The sequence below is a fragment of the Bartonella sp. B39 genome (genome assembly GCF_053795145.1).
In genome coordinates this window covers 1442522-1461442 of sequence record NZ_CP200036.1, presented here as the reverse complement: position 1 = coordinate 1461442, position 18921 = coordinate 1442522, and the positions used below count along the sequence as shown (strand labels likewise).

The window sequence follows — 18921 nt, the reverse complement described above, 5'->3', positions numbered from 1 at the left end:
CTTTATAGTTAGAGAACCATTTTTGTTTTCTGATACACCAAGCATGTAAGAAAGCCTTGTGAAATTGCTTTTCTATGAGGTTCTACAATCTTTTGATGTTTAGCTTTTGATGTTTAAGTGATTTTGTCATTAACATCCCCAAACATGAAATTATCGTTGCAATGGTATAAAAACAAGACATCTTTTTTGTTTTAGTAACGAAACAAAAAGTCCTTGTCAGCCTTTTTTGAGCGTTTGATAGATTTTTAGCTTTTATGTTTTCTCTACTGTTTGGCTAAAATCACATCTTTTATTTGTTGTGTTTTTTTAATTTCCTAGAATACTTTATCTCATTATATAATATTCCCTTCAGTATATCAGCGCTCTAGATTTTTGATGCTGGGCATTTTTTATTTGAAAACTTACCGAAAATAGAAGCTTGTTTAAGCTTTATCACGCGAATTCCCCTCCCGTAGAAAGTTTTTTTGAAGCTCTCCAGTTTTTTTCTACAAAATTAATAGGTTAACGTAAACAACTCGGTATCCACATCGAGTTTTTTCTCCATGAAACTTCTTTATTTTTCTGGGGGGAGGCAATTTTTTTACGCACGTGAGATTCTTCTTCTTTTTTAGCATGAAGAGATTTTTCTAAGCATTCAATTTTTTCTATCTTCTCGATAGATTGTTTATGATTATGTGGGCTTGTGTAAGGGAAATATTCTGCATTTTTTGCAACTCTTGTATAATCTTTCAGAGCAATATGTAAGTATTTACAACCTTTTTCAGCATTCTTGCGTGTACGCGTTTTTATGCAGAGCAATTTCTTACCCGCAAGAGGATGAATAGCTTCAGGAAATGTTGCAACTATCTGTGATAGTTCATCTCCTACAGCAGGATTTTTTAGAATCTCCTGAACTTCTCGTTGGAAAACATCCCTATTGCCATACACAATATTAGACCAAAATAGGATTTCTTTTTTATATGCTTCAACCAATAAATTTTCTTTCACTTCGTTCGTGAATTTTTCCCTTGGGCTCAGCACTTTTTTGGAAGAAACCGTTGCATGTTCGCTTTTCTTTTCTAGATCAAACGATGAGGGTATATTTCCTTTTGTGTTTTCTTTCTTAAATTTGGATGATGCAAATTTGGTAAACTTCGCATGCAGATGCCCTCGTTTAGGAGATGATATGGTAACTTTCTTAGTATGTCTTTGCAATTCTTTGGGCATGTAAGACGTGTCAGGATGTGTATTTTTTTTCATGCACATTTCCTTTTAGATGTTTGCAATACTTATTTAGAAAAATTCTTTGACGTATTTTTCACCTTGCTGGTTGTTTATTTAAAGAGGATATTGATTTGGATAACCTCCAAAAGACACTTTACCATTTAGATTGACTGCAATAATTGACATTTATGTCTTTAATACAGCTTTTTATAAAATCTAATCAAATAAGTCATACTAGATTATAAGAATATTCTGGTGAGACTCTTCTCCACTCTTACACCGCCTTTTGACGCAAATTCTTTAAAATGATTTGCACCAAAAGATTTATTTAAAAGTTAAAGCTTGCTTTTATGTATGTTCACATAGCGAAAGCCATCCTTTTTCCACTTCTAGCTCCATGTTGTTGTACGTCATGCTGTGGTGTGTGTTGTCTTTCTTGGCCCCTCTGAAGCTTTTGTTTAATCTCTTGTCTTGGGCTTTCTGATAACTTAATGCGTTCTTGTTGTATTTTCTGTTTTTGTAAAATAGATTCTTTTGCTTCTTTTATCGCCTGTGCGTAATTTTTAATGGCGTTCTGCAGATAGGGTAGACTATTTTCAGCACATCTTCGTGCATCATCCTTAAAGCCCAATATGCTATGACCAACGAATCTATGCAAAAATGTAGGGTTTCTAGCAAGATCTTGCAAAAGTTGCTCCCCCATAGCAGGATTCTGCAGGATGCTCTCCATTTGCTTCTCAAAAACATTCGGCTTGTCGTATACAACGTTGCTCCAATATCTGATTAGTTTGCAACATCTTTGAATGGATGGTTCACTTCTAATCATGCCAACTATCTCCTCATTTGAGAAAGATGGTTTTGGTGAAGAAACTGCTTCCTGTGCTACTGTCCCCGCAGATCTGTCTGCTTGCATGGTGTGCTGTGGCATGTGTTGTCTTTTTTGGCCGCCCTGAAGCTTTTGTTTTATTTCCTGTTCTTGTAAAATAGATTCTTTTGCTTCTTTTACAGTAAACACGTAACTTTCAAAAGCATCATGCAGGCGTGATAGACGCGATTCAGCAAATTTTCGTGTTTCATCCTTAAAGCCTAAAATGCTACGGCCAGCGAGTTTATGAAAAGATGCAGGATCTTCTTTAAGCTTCCATAATAATCGCTTTCCCATAGCTGGATTTTGTATAACATCCTCCATTGATTTTTGAAGAGCTTCTGGATTGTCGTATACAATCCGACTCCAATATTTAATTTGTGTATAATATTCTTGAACGGATGAGTTACTTAGGGCTAAGCCTATAGTCTCCTCATTTGAGAGAGATGGTTCATTTTTTCCAGCAGTAATCGATTTTTGTAAACTTCTTTCCAGCGTTTTATTCTCTACCGGAGTTGTGATGTTCATACCTTCATATGTATAATCTATAGCCTTCACATAACCATCAATGGCGGAACATAAGTAGGATAAAGCGTGTTCAGCGTTTTTGCGTGCTTTTGTCTTAAAGCCAAATATTTGCATACCTGCAAGCGAGTGAATAGATGTAGGACTTTCTGTTACACGCTTTAAAAGGGAATTCCCCACTGCAGGATCTTCGAGAATTTTTTTAGTTTCTGTACGCAAGACATCCTTATAGCCATAAACAATTTTTGACCAACGTTGGATTCCTTCTGCATACACTTCAACTAGTGGAGAACACCTCACTTTATCAATAATTTCTTCCTTTGGAAGAAGTGATCCTTGTCGCATAGCTGCCGCCTGTATATTCTCTAAATTGAGAGATGTTGCAGCATGTTTTTTATGGCTTTTTTCTGTTTTTTCTGGCGTGCGAGATGAAAAAGAAGAGAGGTGTTTTTTTTTCATACATGCGCTCCTTTCAAGCTTTTACAATATTTTCTCAGAAAACTCCTTAGTGTATTTTTCATCCTTGCTTTTTTTGATAGTTTTTTATTCAAAACGGTATCTTAACTCGAATGATCTCCTAAGACTCTGTGAGACACATAGTGTGTCAACAATAGTTATTTTATATGTTTTTTTGTGTTTATCAATAAGTTATATTAAATTAGGAAAAATATTTTGCTCTATTTTTGGCATACATCATCTTGCAGGGATTTACACCAAGAATCTTGATTAAGAGCAAAAGCGTATCTTGTGCACACTTAGCTGGCGAAAGCCAATGCTTTTTTTCTAGAGCTTTGCGTTCTTTCATGGGTACGTCTAGAAGTTTCAGGGACCTCACGATGCATGGCCGCTGATAAGCACTCAGATCCCTTTGATAAGTCTTGTTGTCTATGCAAACCTTTAGCTGATTCTATAGATAGAACACGGTATCTTTGTTGTGCTTGATGTTTTTGCAATATATTCTGTTTTGCCTGCTCTGCAGCATTTGCAAAGCTGTTAACAGAATCAAGCATGTGTGAAAGACTTGTTTCAGCATTTTTGCGTGTTTTATTTTTCAAGCCACATGCATTGATACCAGCAAATTTATGAATAGATTGAGGATCTACCGCAATTTTCCATGCAACCTCATTTCCCAGAGCAGGATTTTGTATAATATCTCTTATTTCTTTCTGAAGAGCATTTTTGGTACCGTAAACAACCGAGGACCAATACATTATTGATTTCGTATGTGCTACAACCAGCTTGTCATGCCATACTTTCCCAGCAAGTGTCAGTTCTGAGAAGGCGGGTGTTTTTTCTTGTGAATCCGGCGTTACATGGAATGCTTTGGAGGTAGATGCTCCTATGATAAGTTGTCCGTAGATTTGTCTTAATTCTTTTATAAAAAAATACGGAAAAGGAGATGGTTGATTTTTTTTCATGCATGTCGCCTTTTAAGTATTATTTAAAAAAACTTTTAGTGTTCTCTTTATTTTTAGGCTTTGATAGCTTTTGTGCGAAGAGATATAGCAATTTAAACAATTTCCAAATACTCGATGCCATCTGGATACATCGGAATTAGTATTTGTGTTTTTTATGTAGTTTTTTTATGAAATTTTATTGATGTTTCATTTAATAAAAAATATGGTATTTTTGTGGATAAAATTCTACAATAATTCTTGGCATAACTGTGATGGAATGGTTTGCTCTAAAGGATTAGATGAAAATTTGGTTTATGTTTCATTAGTAGGAGATATTGGTAAGGTACGATCGATTTTGGGGATCTACACCTTACACTGTTTTTTAAACTTTATAGTTAGAGAACCATTTTTGTTTTCTGATACACCAAGCATGTAAGAAAGCCTTGTGAAATTGCTTTTCTATGAGGTTCTACAATCTTTTGATGTTTAGCTTTTGATGTTTAAGTGATTTTGTCATTAACATCCCCAAACATGAAATTATCGTTGCAATGGTATAAAAACAAGACATCTTTTTTGTTTTAGTAACGAAACAAAAAGTCCTTGTCAGCCTTTTTTGAGCGTTTGATAGATTTTTAGCTTTTATGTATGTTCACATAGCGAAAGCCATTCTTTTTCCACTTCTAGCTCCATGTTGTTGTACGTCATGCTGTGGTGTGTGTTGTCTTTCTTGGCCCCTCTGAAGCTTTTGTTTAATCTCTTGTCTTGGGCTTTCTGATAACTTAATGCGTTCTTGTTGTATTTTCTGTTCTTGTAAAATAAATTCCTTTGCTTCTTTTATCGCCTGTGCGTAATTTTTAACAGCGTCGTACAGATGAGGTAGACTATTTTCAGCACATCTTCGTGCATCATTCTTAAAGCCCAATGTGCTACGACCAGCGAATCTATGCAAAGATGTAGGGTTTCTAGCAAGATCCCATAAAAGTTGCTTTTCTAAAGTATTATCTTGTAGCATGTCCTCCATTTTCTTATCAAAAACATTCGGTTTGCCGTATACGATTTTGCTCCAATGTACGATTCGCGCTTCATATCTTCGAACGTTTGAGTCACTTTGGACTAAGCCTGTAATTGCATCATTTGAGAGAGATGGTTCCTTTTTTTCAGTAGTAAGCGATTTTTGCAAGCTTTTTTCCAACGCTCTATTCTCTGTCGGAACTTTGATGTTCATACTTTCATATGTCTGGCACACAGCTTTCGCGTAAACATTAATAGCGGAATATAAGTAGGGTAGAGCTTCTTCAGCTTGTTTGCGTGCCTTTGTCTTAAAGCCAAATATTTTTATACCTGCAAGACCGCGAACAGATGCAGAATCTTCTTTTATTTTCGTGAGAAGCAGATCTTTCGTCATAGGATCTTTGAGGATATCGTCAATGTTTGCATGCAAAGCATTCTGACGGCCATAAACAGCTTTTGTCCAACGTTGAATTTTTTCTGCACAAACTTTGACTACTGAATCACCTTTTACCTTATCAGTCACGTTCTCCCTCAAGAGATGTTGACCTTGTGGTGTAACTGTTGTTATGTATAGAGCCTCTGAATTTAAAAAGGCTTGATCATTGCCATGAACAGCTTTGAACCAACGTTCGATTTTTTTTGCATGCTCTCTGGCTATTGGATCAAGTGGTATCTCATTAATGATTCTCTTATTTATGCGAGGTGGTTTTTGTGGTGCAACTGCCTTGTGTCGTGCCTCTGAGTTAAGAGATGCTGCGGTAGATCGTTCAAAATGTTTTTGTGTTTCTTCTGATAAGTGAGATGAAGAAGAGGGGGGGTGTTTTTTTCTCATACATGTTTTCCTTTCAAGCTTTTGCAATATTTGTATAGAAAACTCCTTAATGTATTTTTTTGTGCTTATTATTTGCAGTTTTTTATTTAAAAGAGTCTCTTAATGTGAACGATTATTGTACGATACTCTTGGCACACATCATCTTGCAGGGATTTACACCAAGAAGCCTGATTAAGAGCAAAAGCTTATTTTGTGCACATTTAGCTGGCGAAAGCCAATGCTTTTTTTCCTAGAGCTTTGTGTGGTTGGACGCTTTGCGCTCTTTCGTGTGTATGTCTAGAAGTTTCAGAAACTTCGTGACGCTGATCCGCTAATAAATCCTCAAAAGATCTCGATAAGTCTTGTTGTTTATGCAGGGATTCCGCTAATTTTGCAGATGGTTCACAGTGTTCTTGTTGTGCCTGATGGTTCTGCAAAATACTCTCTTTTGCCTGTTTGACAGCATCTGTAAAATTGTTAATAGAGCTAACCAGCTGTGAAATATTTACTTCAGCATTTTTGCGAACTTTATTTTTAAAGCCACATACATTTTTACCAGCGAGATTATGAATAGATTGAGGATCTACTTCAAGTAGTCGTACGAGCTCAGCTTCCTTAGAGGGAGTTTCTAATATGTTTTCAACTCTTTTTTGCAAAATATTTGATTTTCCAAAAACAACGCGAGACCAATGTTCTATCTGTTCTTGATGTGCTTTAACCGTTGAATTCTGTCGAGCTATATCAGTAACTTCTGTATTTGTAAGAAATCCTCTCCCTTTTCCAGAACAATGTTGGCTTTGTAAGATTTGCAACATTCCCTCACTGCCTATGATTTTTTCATAGCGCTCTAATTGTTCCTGTGGGAACCGAAGAAGATTTTCTTTTGCATTTTCTATAGCATCCGTATAGCAATCGACAATTTGGCATAGGATAGTCAAATTCCTTTCAGCATTTTTGCGTGTTTTATTTTTTACACCACATACATTGATACCAGCAAACTTATGAATACTTGCAGGATTTTCTTCAAGTTGCCACGAGAGATCTCTTCCTAGGAGATGGTTTTTTTGAATTTCACTAACTTGTTTCTGCAAAATATCTTTTTTTCCAAAAACTTCTTTGCACCAGTAGGAAATGTCTCTTTGATATTCTACAATCCACGGATCATTTGCAATTAGTTGTGTAATTTCTGCTTGTGAGAGGGAATTTATTGTGCTTTTTAAAGAAGTTGTTTTGTGTACGGTTGCCTCTTGTTGTTCGCTCCCGGTGGCTTTTTCTCTCATTGGAGCTTCTGTTAGATTTTGGGTAATCACTAAAGCGCGTTCATATTCTGTACTGCTGGATGTAGGATTTTCTTCCAAAAAGCGGGATTTTTTGCCTTCTTCTACAGGAGTGGGTTGGTTGTTTTTGGAGGTACTCGCTGCATGATGGCTTTTTACTTCAGACGATTTTCTGGAAGATTCTTCATAGTATTTTATAAGTTCTTGCACTGAAGTATGTGGGGAAGGGGATGGGCGATTTTTTTTCATGCATGTTTCCTTTCAATAATTTTTTCAGAAAACCCCTTTGGTACATTCTTCACCTTATGTGTTTAGTAATTTTAATACAAAGGAAAATATCAATTCGAATGATCTCCAAAGAATCTAAACTATTTGTAACTATCCTAATCAAGACTTGTGTTTTTAATACAGCTTTTTTGTGAAATTTATAGATAAATTATATAAAATCACGGGAACTATTTTTGATAGATATCTTCTATAATACCCCCATCAATTCTTGGCGTAATCTATATCAAACAGCTTACACCAGGAGATTAAATTAAAGGCAAAAGCTTGTGTATTTTTATAATTATGCATGCTTACATAACTACTCCTTTTGGGAGAGCATGTCCGCGTGGTTGCACCTTTTGCTGTTGAGAGTGTTGTTGTTTCTCTGGTGTTCTGTGAAGGTATTGCGCAATACCCTCTGCTTGTAAATTAAAGTCTTTTTCTTTTGTCTGACGGGTATACATTAGTTGTTTTCTTACCTGTTTTACAACATCTGTATACGCATCAAGAGCACTACATAGTTGTACTAGCTCTTTTTCAGCATTTTTGCGTGCTTTTGTTTTAAAGCCGCAAAAATTATAACCAGCAAGACTGTGAACAGAACTAGGATTATTTAGTATGTCTCGTGAAAGCCGTTCTCCCATATCAGGACTTTTGAGAATATTGTCCATTTTTCTTTCTAAAGCATTCGATTTACCAAAAACAACTTTACTCCAATGGCGAGTTGTTTCTCTAAATGCTTGCACAAACTCGTCACTTTTAGTTCTGCGAATAATTGCTTCATCCGAAAGATAATTTTCTCCCCTATGTTGTGGAGCAATATATGTGTAGACATTTTCCCTCAAGTATTGTCTACTACTGTGTTTTTGCATGTTAACATTTGTGTAGATAGTTTCCTTTGAAGGATGTGAATGATGTGCTCTCTCTAGTTCATTAACCTCTTCACGTAGCGGCTCTGCGTTTAGTGGTTTATAGATAGGACGCTTTTTTTTCATGCTTGCCTCCTTTTTATAGGCTTCTTAATTTAGGAAACGCCTTTAGTACGTACTTCACCTTATGTTTTTTAAAGAACAAGATCGATTTGAATAACTTCCAAACAATCTGCACTATTCGCACCCACCTTAATCGAAATTTATGTCTTTAATACAGCTTTTTTATGAAATTTATCAATAATTTATATAAAATCACGAGAGCTATTTTGATAGATATTTTTCGCAATACCCCCCACTCCTGGTGCAAGCTAGATCAAATAGCTTACACCAAGAGATTAGATTAAAGGCAAAAACCTGTGCATTTTTACAATTATGTACGCTTACATAGCCATAGCCATTCCTTTTTTAGGAGCCTGTTTTTGTTGTTGTACGCTTTGATCTCCAACATCTTGTTGTTTTTCTTTTGTGTGATGATGAGCTCTGCGTTCTAAATGTTTTTCTTGACTTTCTCCTCTTTCATGACCCTGACGTCTTTCGTGTTCCTGTGTAATACTCTTGTGTGCCTGTTTTACAATAGCCACATGTTTTTCGAGAGCATCGCAGAAGGAGGGAAAACCCTCTTCAGCTTGTAGGCGCTCTCGATTTTTTATGCCAAGTGTTTTTCTACCCGCAAGTGAGCCAGGGCTTTCAGGATTTTGAGCAATGCCCCATAAGATATTTTCACCTTTTCCAGGATCTTGAAGAATCTGCAAAAGTTGTTTATTAAAAACATGCTCATTGCCATAAACAAGACCGCACCACTCTTGGACTTTTACTGTACTAGATTGGACAGCTGGGTTCTTTAAAAGCTGTGCAGCTATATAATCTTGCGTGAGAGGTGGTTTTGTGCTTTCTATTCCAGCACTTGCATGTGCCATTTCTTTTTTGGGCTGCATGCCACCACGCCCTTCTACATTAATATCTGCGTAGACAGTTTCTGTTGCGGGGTTTCTGCCACGGGGATCTCCTACATTAATATCTGCGTAGACAGTTTCTGTTGCGGGATTTCTGCCACGGGGATCTCCTACATTAATATCTGCGTAGACAGTTTCTGTTGCGGGGTTTCTGCCACGGGGATCTCCTATATTAATATCTGCGTAGACAACTTCTGCTGCAGGGTTTCTGCCACGGGGATCTCCTACATTAACATCCGCGTAGATAACTTCTTCTGAGAGTCTGTCATGGGATTGTTCTACATTAGCATCTGTACGGCTACTTTCCCCTGAATGAGCTGGTTGCTGTACTCTTCTTGTTTTATTAACCTTTGCATATAGCTCTTCTAGGTTTATTGCTGGATTTATTGGATTCTGTGAGGGATGATTTTTTTTCATATTTTCTTCCTTTAGTTTTTTTAACTTAGAAAACCTCTTCGGAACATTCTCCATCTTCTCTACACTTTGATAGCTTTTATACAAAGAAGAATGCTACTCAAAATGATCTCTAAAAAATCTTCCCGCTATTCGCGTTCACTGTAATAGGCATTTGTGTTTTTAATACAGTTTTTTTGTGATATTTCACTAATAAGTTGTATAAAATTACAGGATCTATTTTTGATAGATATTTTCTATAATATTCTCCACTCACTCTTGGTGTAATCTAGATCAAATAGCTTATACCAAGAGATTAGATTCAAGGTAAAAGCTTGCGTATTTTTACAATTATGCACACTTATATAGCCGTAGCCATTCCTTTTTTATGAGCATGTTTGTGTTGTTGTACACCTTATTCTCCAACAGCTTGTTGCTTTTCTTTTGTGGGGTAATGATGATATCTAATTGCACCTTTTCTCTGAAGCTCTTTCACGTTCTAGATAATCAGGCTTTATCATTTCTTCGGCTAGCATTTTCATATCCCGTGCATGTTTATCAAAAGTTCCACACAGGCTGATGAAATTTTCTTCAGCTGCTTTGCGAGCCGGACTTTTTATGCCAAGTATTTTTTTACCCGCGAGCGGGCCAGGACCTTCAGGATTTTTAACAAGAGACCATGAGATATGAATTCCTTTTTCAGGATATTTAAGAACCTTGGCAAGTTAGATGTTCAAAGCGCTCTTGTTGCCATAAGAAATTCCACACAAACTTCTAATTGCTTCTTCACTGTGTTGAATGTTTATGTTCCTTTCAAGCTTGCTCGTAAGCTGTTCTTTCGTAAGAGACGATGTTCTGCTTTGTGAAGTAGCACCTGCACGTACCGTTTTCTCTGAGAGGGATCTGCCATTGGGTTCTCCCACATTAATATCTGCGTAGACAGTTTCCTCTGGCGGATTTGAGTGTGGTACTCTTCATGATTTATTAACCTGTGCATATATTTCTTCTGGAATTATTGGATGCTGTGAGGGATGATTTTTTTTCATGCTTCCTTCCTTTGGGTTTTTTAATTTAGAAAACCTCTTTGGCGCATTCTTCGTTGTATCTATGCTTTGATAACTTTTATACAAAGAAGAATGTTACTTAAAATAATCTCTAAAAATCCTCCGCTATTATTGCTCACTGTAATAGGCATTTGTGTTTTTAATACAGTTTTTTAATGGTATTCTATCAATGCATTATATAAAATTACGTGGTCTATTACGATAGAAATTTTCCGTAACATTGCACAATATCCTTTAGCATCATTCACATAAAGAGATTCGCATCAAAAGATTAGATGAAAAATAAAATTATACCCAATGTTTAATCAGTAAAAGACATACATGGGTTACGAGTAACTCTGAAAGAGCGTGCTTCACATTGTGCTGCTTTCACTAGTTTTACAGTTTGAAAAATTTCTTTTGCTTTGCTTTCTGATACACCAAGAAGGCGAGAAAGTTTCGTATAATCATTTTCTTTTATAGCGTTACGATCTTCTATTGATAAACGATTCTGTAATTGGTACCAAAAAAAATGGAGTTGTTTTTGCAGTGATACAGAATGAAAAAGGACGTCTTTTTGTTTTTGTAGGGGTAAGGTAAAAAGGTTTTGCAATTCTTTACTTGGTTTTTTGACAGACTTTCCAAGACGATTTTGTTCTCTTTGGTGTCGCTCTAGAATTTCCTCCTTTGCTTGTTGTATTGTAATAACATAATTTTTAAGTGCTTCACTCAGCTGCGGGACTGCCGTTTCAGCATTTCTGCGATCTGGACTATTCATGCAAAGTATTTTTACGCCTGCAAGCTTACAGATTGATTGAGGATTTTGGGTAATTTGATTGATAAATACTCTACCCAAGCTTGGATTTGCATTTATCATATCCATTTTTATGTTTAAGGCTTGCTCTTTACCATAAACAATCCTTGAAAAACGCTCAACTTCTTTTCGGTTTATTATGACATAAGGATCGTTTGCAATCTTTGCACACAATTCCTCAGGCATGAGAGGAGCTAATGTCTCTGGGGGGATTAGTATTTCTTGTAAGTTTTGAACGTTGGACTTTTGAAAAAAGATATAATCACCATCTTTTAGTATTTTAATTTGTTCTGGTGGCAGATCATCTTTGTGACCAACGACGAAAATATCCCCCGTCTCTATAACAAAACCTTCTGCTGCACAACCTCTATAGATACCATCATAAGGTACACCTTCTTTTGCTGCGAGAACCATACAATTGTTGATTGTTCCAAGTCCAGAATTTTTCATCTGGGAAATAAATTCCTTTAAAATAAGTGATTTTTGCGGATGGGTAACATCCTCAAAGAGATGTCGCATCGGTTCTGGATTGTTATGCTGCATTGCTTCAATACAGGCAATCATCATGCGTTCTTTTGTAACACAAGAAAAGTCAATGGTATGGCCTGCTGCTTGTCCAAGTTTTTCCATAAACATTCGTTGTGTGTGTCCATTGCCTTTTCTGAAAGGATGTATATGGTTGAGTAGTATAAAGACTTCAGCGGCATTTTCAGCAAACTCTTTGCGCGATAAGCCTCGTAAATTATTCTTTGCACTAAGTATTTGCTCTAATTGTGTAAGCTCTTTTTTAATCTGTGGACCGACAGCAAAATGAGTCTCGTGACCTATAGGTCGCATTGCTGGCATATGCGCTGAACTGCCATCTTCAAATGTAAAGAGGGTATCGCGGGTTTGTCCGGCCCATTCAAAACTTTGATGGAAGAGGTTCCAGTGAATTAATTTCAGATAGGCGGCATCAAATTTTTTTGGCGGTGGTTCATAGCGGAAATTAACTGCTGCTCTGGCTGCTTCATGAGTATAGCGTTCATGAAGTTTTTGTGGGTTTTTAATGCCATATTTATTTTTTAATGTTGTACTCTTTTTATATAGATAATTCTTCTCTAACATGTATTCTCTCCTTATAGGATAGGACAGCCGATGAAAATGTGCTAAACTTTTTGTATAAAAAGTCTCCTTTCGTGTATTTTTTGAGATTTCATGAATTCGGGAAGCGAGCGTTATGCTCTTAAGTATGTAAGGATTTCTGGCTGTATCAACCGTTTTATGGTGCCTGTGTAGCACTTTTTGTGTGTGGAATACGAGAATGATCCACGCAGGTCGTTTTTATGTATGTTTTCTTTGTTTATTTTCTTGTGCAAATGCTTTTTGTTGCGCTTTTTACTCCTGATTTATTATTGTCGAAAATGGCAAGATTTCTAGTCATTTTTCCCTCAAAGGAGCTGTATTCAAAAACTCTTTTATGGATATCTAAAATGTAGATATTAGGTGCCATTGATTATCTGATTAGTTGGAGACTCTTCATAAAAAATTGGTAATGATATGCACAAGAGTAAAAACAAAAATTAAGGATTTTTTTTGTTGTATCATGTAGAAATTTCTTTTTAATGGGCTGTTATGAAAGAGAATGTGTACTTTTTATCTTCTATACTGCTATTATTGTTTTAATACTCAATATGCATAAGAGGATGTTTTTCATTTTTTCTCTGCTCGTGGGGCAAATCGATTCTTTTCAGCCGCTGCTAACATTTCTTTTCTTCTAAAATAGATCGCTCGACCACATCGCAAAGGAGGCTGTCCTTGCATAAGAATAATCTGTTCATCTTGACGCATTTCTTGAATAATTTCGTGCGGTAAAATCAGTGCTCTTTGTTGATAGTTGATGTTGTAAGAACTCCTTCCTAAAGATATACCTCTCGATTTATTTATACCAGCTACTTCAACCGTCATTTGACCACAACGCTCTGAAATATCCTTGGCTGTTTGAAGGTCTTTAATGGCGGCATAACTCACAAAGGAGCAGCTTTCAAACCATGATCGCGCACCAGATTCGCCAAAGTGATTGACCAATTGACCAGAGGATTGATAAAAAAGCATCAGGGATGTGCCGTATTTACGACCACGATCGCGCGCTTCTTCCAAAATATTCATATAGCCAAGAAGATCAACTTCATCCAAGACAAACAAAACACGCTTTTTGTAGTTTCCATCAGCTGTGATCATTGCATTTAAAAAGGCGCCAATAATTACTCGCCCAATTGCTGGATAGCTGTTCAAAATGCTTGCGGGGAGATTAAGAAAAACATCTGTATTTCCGTTTGTAATATCCGAGGAGGCAAAATCATCACCACAAACAAGATCAGCGTAGTTAGACAAAGAAAGCCATTGGGTGTCTTTTGATGCGGTTGTGTAGACCCCTGAAAAAGTTTGTTCTGCCATTTCCGTGAAAATACCAACCATTTCGCGAATAAAAGGAGAAGGTGTTGTTTCTTGGATCATGCGTAATTGATTTACAACAGCTGTTTCTGATTGAGACAAAATCCCGCGCAATGTTTTTAAGTTGCGCTCACTGTCTTCATATTCATCAGAAAATACTACGTGAGCGAGAAGGGCTGTTAAAAGATTATGCGCTTGTGTTGAAAAATATTCTGCCGAAGAATTCTCCGACTTTTTATCCGTGATAAGCAATTTGGAAAAACCAACAATATTGGCTTCACGTTGTGTGCGTGGTACGCTGTCGTCTAAAAGCCAATCGATTACATTAAAGTTTTTTGTTAAAATTGAATTAGGATCAAGAACAATAACATTTCTATTGCCCATTCTTTTCCGAGCAAATTTAACCATTGGTGCAACTTCGGTTGAAGGGTCAAGACAAACAATAGAGCCTGTATATGTTAAACATGTGGGAACCACTGTACTTGTTGTTTTATATCCACCAGAACCAGCAAAAAAAATCATATGGGTTGAGCCAAAATCAAGATTAAAGGTGAGCAAGGGCGCTTTTCCACCTTTTCCCCATGTTGTTTTATTGCCAGGAGCAAAAGGAATCTTGCACACACTATCTTGATCAACACGGTATCTCTCGCCAACAACAATTTGACCATTGGCAGGAAAAATTTTCGCTGCCTCTCGTAAATTCATCCATGAGGCATCACCGAAAACCCCTTTTTTAGCCCTTTTGACTTTGTTTGTGCGCGGAACGGTTGTGATGAATTGAATGGCTAAAAGAGCAGCGCCGATGATGATACCAAAGATAACCATATGATCCATAAACTGGAGAGCATAATTCCAGGTTATCCCTTGTTGACCAACGTAGGGGCTTAAACGTTTTATTTCACCAAAAATGTAGTAAAAAGCTGTGATCGCAAAAAAGATAGCTGAGACAAGTGTGATTGCTTTGCGCAGGTGTAGTTTTTGTGAGAGGCTATAAAATAACGAAACAGAGGAAACCAGCGTCAATACCAATAAGGGTTTTGAGCGGAGGTACCAATAAATTTGATTTTTCTCAAGCTCACTTATTATAAGCGATAACAAATGGGGAACGAGAAATATCGTTAAAGCACCCAAAGCGATAGGCATTAAAATAAGCGCCAGTTGCGTTTTTGTATATTTCATTTTTGTCTCAACTTTCGATTTTACTATGGAATGCCGTGAAATGATATCTTTAAAATAGGTAATATAGTGTCAAACATCCCTTTTCCATGAGCGGTGAAGTATTAAAATATCCCCACTCATAAACGTTTAAATGAAAGTAAAATACCTCATACTTTTAGCTGGCCATAGCGAGCACATTTGGATGATTTAGTGTACGTGTGTAGGCTTGGTTATGTGCTTCTTTGGCCTTCTGAACAGTGTTGGTAATTTCTCGCGCTTTTCGCTCTGATACACCAATACTTTGCGCAAGTGTTTCATAATCATTATTTTTGGTCGCACGATATTCGTCTGCTGAGAGACGATGCTCCAGATTACGTACAAAAGTGCGGAGTTCTTGATACAACAGAGGAGATTGAGACAAGACTTCTTTTTGTTTTTCTGGTGATAAGCAAAGAAAACTTTGCAAGTTCTTACTTGGCTTTTCTACCGCTCTTCCGCGGCGTTCTTGTTCGATTTGATGTTCTTGAGCGATTGCATGATACGCATATTCTACAGCATACGCATAATTTATAATGGCTGTGCGAAGTGTATCAACATGCTCTTCAGCATTTGCGCGCGTTCGATTTTTAAAGCAAAAAAAATCGATACCTGCAAGAGAAGAAATAGAGCTAGGAGAGCGTCCAATCTGATCAACAAGCTGTTGGCTTAAGTCGGGATTTTTAATAATCTCTACCATCTGTTTGTTTAATGTCTCCGAGCTACCATAAATAATTTTTGACAAATTTTGAATTTGGTTTCGAGCTGTTTGGACACGGGCGTCTTCCGCAACCATTTCAGCTATTTCCATTTTTGACAAGGGAGCTAGTGTTTCTTTGGGGATAAGCGTGTTTTCCAGTTCTTCGGCTTTCGGTGCTGTAAAGGTGATTATATCACCGGGTTTTAATGTTTTTATTTGTTCTGGCGTGAGATGTTCTTTATTGCCGATGATGTAAGTACCTTGCGCATCGAGCATAAAGCTATCAAAATTAACATCTCTATAGATGCCCATGTAAGTTATATCTTCTTTTGCAACTATAACAGAATGATTACTAACATCGCACCCAAGATCTTTCATGCTGTTCATGAATTTCTGTAAAATATACATTTTTTCTGGATGAGAGATATCTTCAAATATATGTTGCATAGGCTCTGGATTGCCATGTTGCATCGCTTCGGCATAGGCAGTCATCATGCGTTCTTTTGTTACAAGCGAAAAGTTAAGTTGATGTCCTGCTGCTTTGGCGAGGTTTTCAAAAAAGACTTGTTGTGCGTGTTCATTGCCATCTATGAATGGGTGTATACGTTTGAGAGAGATAAACATTCCTACTGCTTCAGAGATAAACTCTCTGCGCGTTAAACCTTGCAAATTGTTTTTCTCGGCAAGCGTTTCCTCTAATCTTTGTAATTTTTCGATGATTTTCCTATCAGCTACAAAAGCATTGTTCCATTCTTCTCTTTTCATTTCCGGCATGGCGGCAACACTACCGTCTGCAAACGTGAATGGAACAGTACGGATCCTTCCAGCCCATTCAAATGTTTTCTTAAACAATTGGTGATGGATATGACACAGATAAGCGGAATCAAAATGTTCTGGCAGCGATTCTTTACGCAGAATCTTTGCTGCTTTTTCTGTATCACGCGAACACTTTTCCAGAAAGAGTTTTAAATCCGTTTCTCCATACTTATTTTTGAGTATGTTGGTACCAGGATAGATATAATGATGGGGCGAGGGGGTCCATCTTGTTTTTGACTTTGCTTTTGGCATAATGACCTTCTTATAATGTAATTGGATACCTAGGAGCGTTAAACTTTCTGTATATCATTCTAAGATGTAACGCGTTTCAGATAAAATGTATTTCTTTCAAGTGTACAGGCATTGACAGCTATACAAACTTTTCCATGGTATTTTTCTAATTCTTTTAGTGCTACAATGACTGCTTGCAGTATCTTCCTGTATATCATTGTTTCTTACTTTCGTTTTTTATTAGGGTATGGTGTAAAAATGCTCCTTATTTATTGAGGCTATAGGGAGTTTCCTCCCTTCCTAGGGAGAGCGTTAAAATACATTCTACCCACGTACTTTTAAATGAAAGAGTAGTTGCTCATATTTTTTAGCTGGCTATAGCAAGCGCTTTCGAGAAACTTACTGTACGAATTTGGGATTGTTGTTGTAATTCTTTAGCTTTTTGGACGATATTTGTAATTTGTTTTGCCTTATTTTCTGTTACATTCATAGTTTCAACGAATACCTTATAATCACCGTTTTTGATCGCTTTCTGCTCATTTGAGGAGAGACGATTATCAACAATTTTTACAAAATCATTGAGTTCTTTTTGCAGCGTAGAAGAGTTTTTTAAGATTGTCTGCTGCCTTTCATTTGATAAAGCAAGAAGATTTCGTAAGTCTTCACTTGGCATTCTGACTGCTTTCTCACAACGATTTTGTTCGTTTTGGTGATTTTTGGTAATTTCTTTCTCAGCATATTGCACCGCACGCGAAAAATTCATAACTGCATAAGCGAGCATGTCACTATATTCTTCAGCTATTTTACGCGCCCGATTTTTCAGTCCACATAAATTGATACCTGCAAGACTGGCAACAGAGCCAGGCGCTACTTCAATCTGATTGGCAAGTTCTTGAGCATATGATGGATTTCCAATAATCTGCATCATCTCTTTGTCCAACGTTTTGGAGCTGCCAAAAACCATTTTTGATAAAATCTCAATTTGTTCTCGACTTGTGTGTACACAAGCATCTTCTCTTATCATTTCAGAAATTTCACTTTTCGCTAAAAAGGATAATTTTCTCCCTGGGATGAGAACATTGTCAGGGCTTTCTGTCGTTTGGACTGTAAAGACAGCTTTGTCATCATGTTTTAAGGTTTCTAGTTTTTTAGAGCTAACAAGCCCTTCTTGTTGTATTTCTGTATGGCTCGTGCGTTCCCTTAAAATAGATAATTGTTCCGGATTGGAGATATTTTCAAACAAATTTCTCAAAGGTCCTAGATCGCCTTCTTCTTCTGCCTTAATACTTGCAAGCATCATGGAATCTCTCGTTACAAGCGAAAAATCAAGCTGATGGCCTGCCACTTGGGCAAGTTTTTCAAAAAAGATTTGTTGTGCATGTTGATTGCCTGCCACGAAAGGATGGGTACGGTGAAGAGAAGAAAATAATTCTGCTGCTTGATTAACAAATTCTTCGCGCGATAAACCTTGCAAATTATTCTTTTCGAAGAGTGTTTGATCCAGTTTTTGTAGGCCATCTTGGATTTCATTATCGGTTGCAAAAACATTTCCCCAGTCCATACTTCTTATTTCTGGCATAGCAGCAGTGGTAGAATCTGCAAACATAAAGGGGACATTACGTAGTTGCCCAGCCCATTCGAATGTACTAGAGTATAGCGTCTTGTGAATATGGCACAAATAGGAGGAATCAAAATATTCTGGTAAGGGTTCTTTGCGCAGATGATCCATTCCTTTTTCTATATCATGTGAACATTTGTTCAGAAGGGCGTCTGGGTCTTTTATTCCGTACTTATTTTTGAGAGTTTTGCTACCAGGGTAAAAATAGTGATGGGGTGAGGGAGTTCCTTTTGTTTTTACTTTTGCTTTTGGCATAATTATCTCCTTATAATCTAACGTTGTCTACAAGAGTATTAAATTTCTCCAGTAAAATGCTCCCTCTCGCATATATCTCTACATTTGAAGCGTTTCAGAATGCATTCTTAAACCTTCAAATAGTAGCCATTTCCGGCTACACCAATCACTTTGCAGTGTTTTTTTTCCTTCATTTTTGTAATT

General features: G+C 36.9%; 11 protein-coding genes and 1 pseudogene. All 12 read right to left on the bottom strand.

The genetic code is table 11. From position 1 onward, the window contains the following. Nucleotides 1-501: 501 nt before the first annotated feature. Nucleotides 502-1239: a BID domain-containing T4SS effector gene (locus tag V4P57_RS06700; RefSeq protein ID WP_455465796.1), complete on the bottom strand. Its 738-nt coding sequence runs from the start codon at nucleotides 1237-1239 to the stop codon at nucleotides 502-504. Between the two features lie 322 nt (nucleotides 1240-1561). Next, nucleotides 1562-3052, bottom strand: coding sequence for a BID domain-containing T4SS effector (locus V4P57_RS06695; RefSeq protein WP_455465795.1), 1491 nt, complete (start codon nucleotides 3050-3052; stop codon nucleotides 1562-1564). Nucleotides 3053-3348: 296 nt separating this feature from the next. Beyond that, nucleotides 3349-4011, bottom strand: a complete 663-nt coding sequence (locus V4P57_RS06690) for a BID domain-containing T4SS effector (protein ID WP_455465794.1) — start codon at nucleotides 4009-4011, stop codon at nucleotides 3349-3351. 628 nt (nucleotides 4012-4639) lie between these two features. Further along, complete coding sequence (locus tag V4P57_RS06685) at nucleotides 4640-5833, bottom strand: BID domain-containing T4SS effector (protein ID WP_455465793.1); 1194 nt, start codon at nucleotides 5831-5833, stop codon at nucleotides 4640-4642. 200 nt (nucleotides 5834-6033) lie between these two features. Next, complete coding sequence (locus V4P57_RS06680; RefSeq protein ID WP_455465792.1) at nucleotides 6034-7338, bottom strand: BID domain-containing T4SS effector; 1305 nt, start codon at nucleotides 7336-7338, stop codon at nucleotides 6034-6036. 329 nt (nucleotides 7339-7667) lie between these two features. Beyond that, on the bottom strand, nucleotides 7668-8351 hold the full coding sequence (locus V4P57_RS06675; RefSeq protein WP_455465791.1) for a BID domain-containing T4SS effector: 684 nt from the start codon (nucleotides 8349-8351) through the stop codon (nucleotides 7668-7670). Between the two features lie 317 nt (nucleotides 8352-8668). Further along, the gene (locus tag V4P57_RS06670; protein WP_455465790.1) at nucleotides 8669-9658 is read right to left on the bottom strand and encodes a BID domain-containing T4SS effector; all 990 of its coding nucleotides are present in this window, start codon (nucleotides 9656-9658) and stop codon (nucleotides 8669-8671) included. A 440-nt stretch (nucleotides 9659-10098) separates the two neighbouring features. Next, nucleotides 10099-10344, bottom strand: a pseudogene (locus V4P57_RS06665) (BID domain-containing T4SS effector); the annotation flags it as partial. 655 nt (nucleotides 10345-10999) lie between these two features. Next, the gene (locus V4P57_RS06660) at nucleotides 11000-12598 is read right to left on the bottom strand and encodes a BID domain-containing T4SS effector (RefSeq protein WP_455465789.1); all 1599 of its coding nucleotides are present in this window, start codon (nucleotides 12596-12598) and stop codon (nucleotides 11000-11002) included. A 585-nt stretch (nucleotides 12599-13183) separates the two neighbouring features. Further along, complete coding sequence (traG, locus tag V4P57_RS06655; RefSeq protein WP_455465788.1) at nucleotides 13184-15103, bottom strand: Ti-type conjugative transfer system protein TraG; 1920 nt, start codon at nucleotides 15101-15103, stop codon at nucleotides 13184-13186. 154 nt (nucleotides 15104-15257) lie between these two features. Next, nucleotides 15258-16886 (bottom strand): BID domain-containing T4SS effector, encoded by a 1629-nt coding sequence (locus tag V4P57_RS06650; protein ID WP_455465787.1) that lies wholly within the window; start codon nucleotides 16884-16886, stop codon nucleotides 15258-15260. Between the two features lie 346 nt (nucleotides 16887-17232). Then, nucleotides 17233-18738, bottom strand: coding sequence for a BID domain-containing T4SS effector (locus V4P57_RS06645; protein ID WP_455465786.1), 1506 nt, complete (start codon nucleotides 18736-18738; stop codon nucleotides 17233-17235). Between the last annotated feature and the right edge of the window lie 183 nt (nucleotides 18739-18921).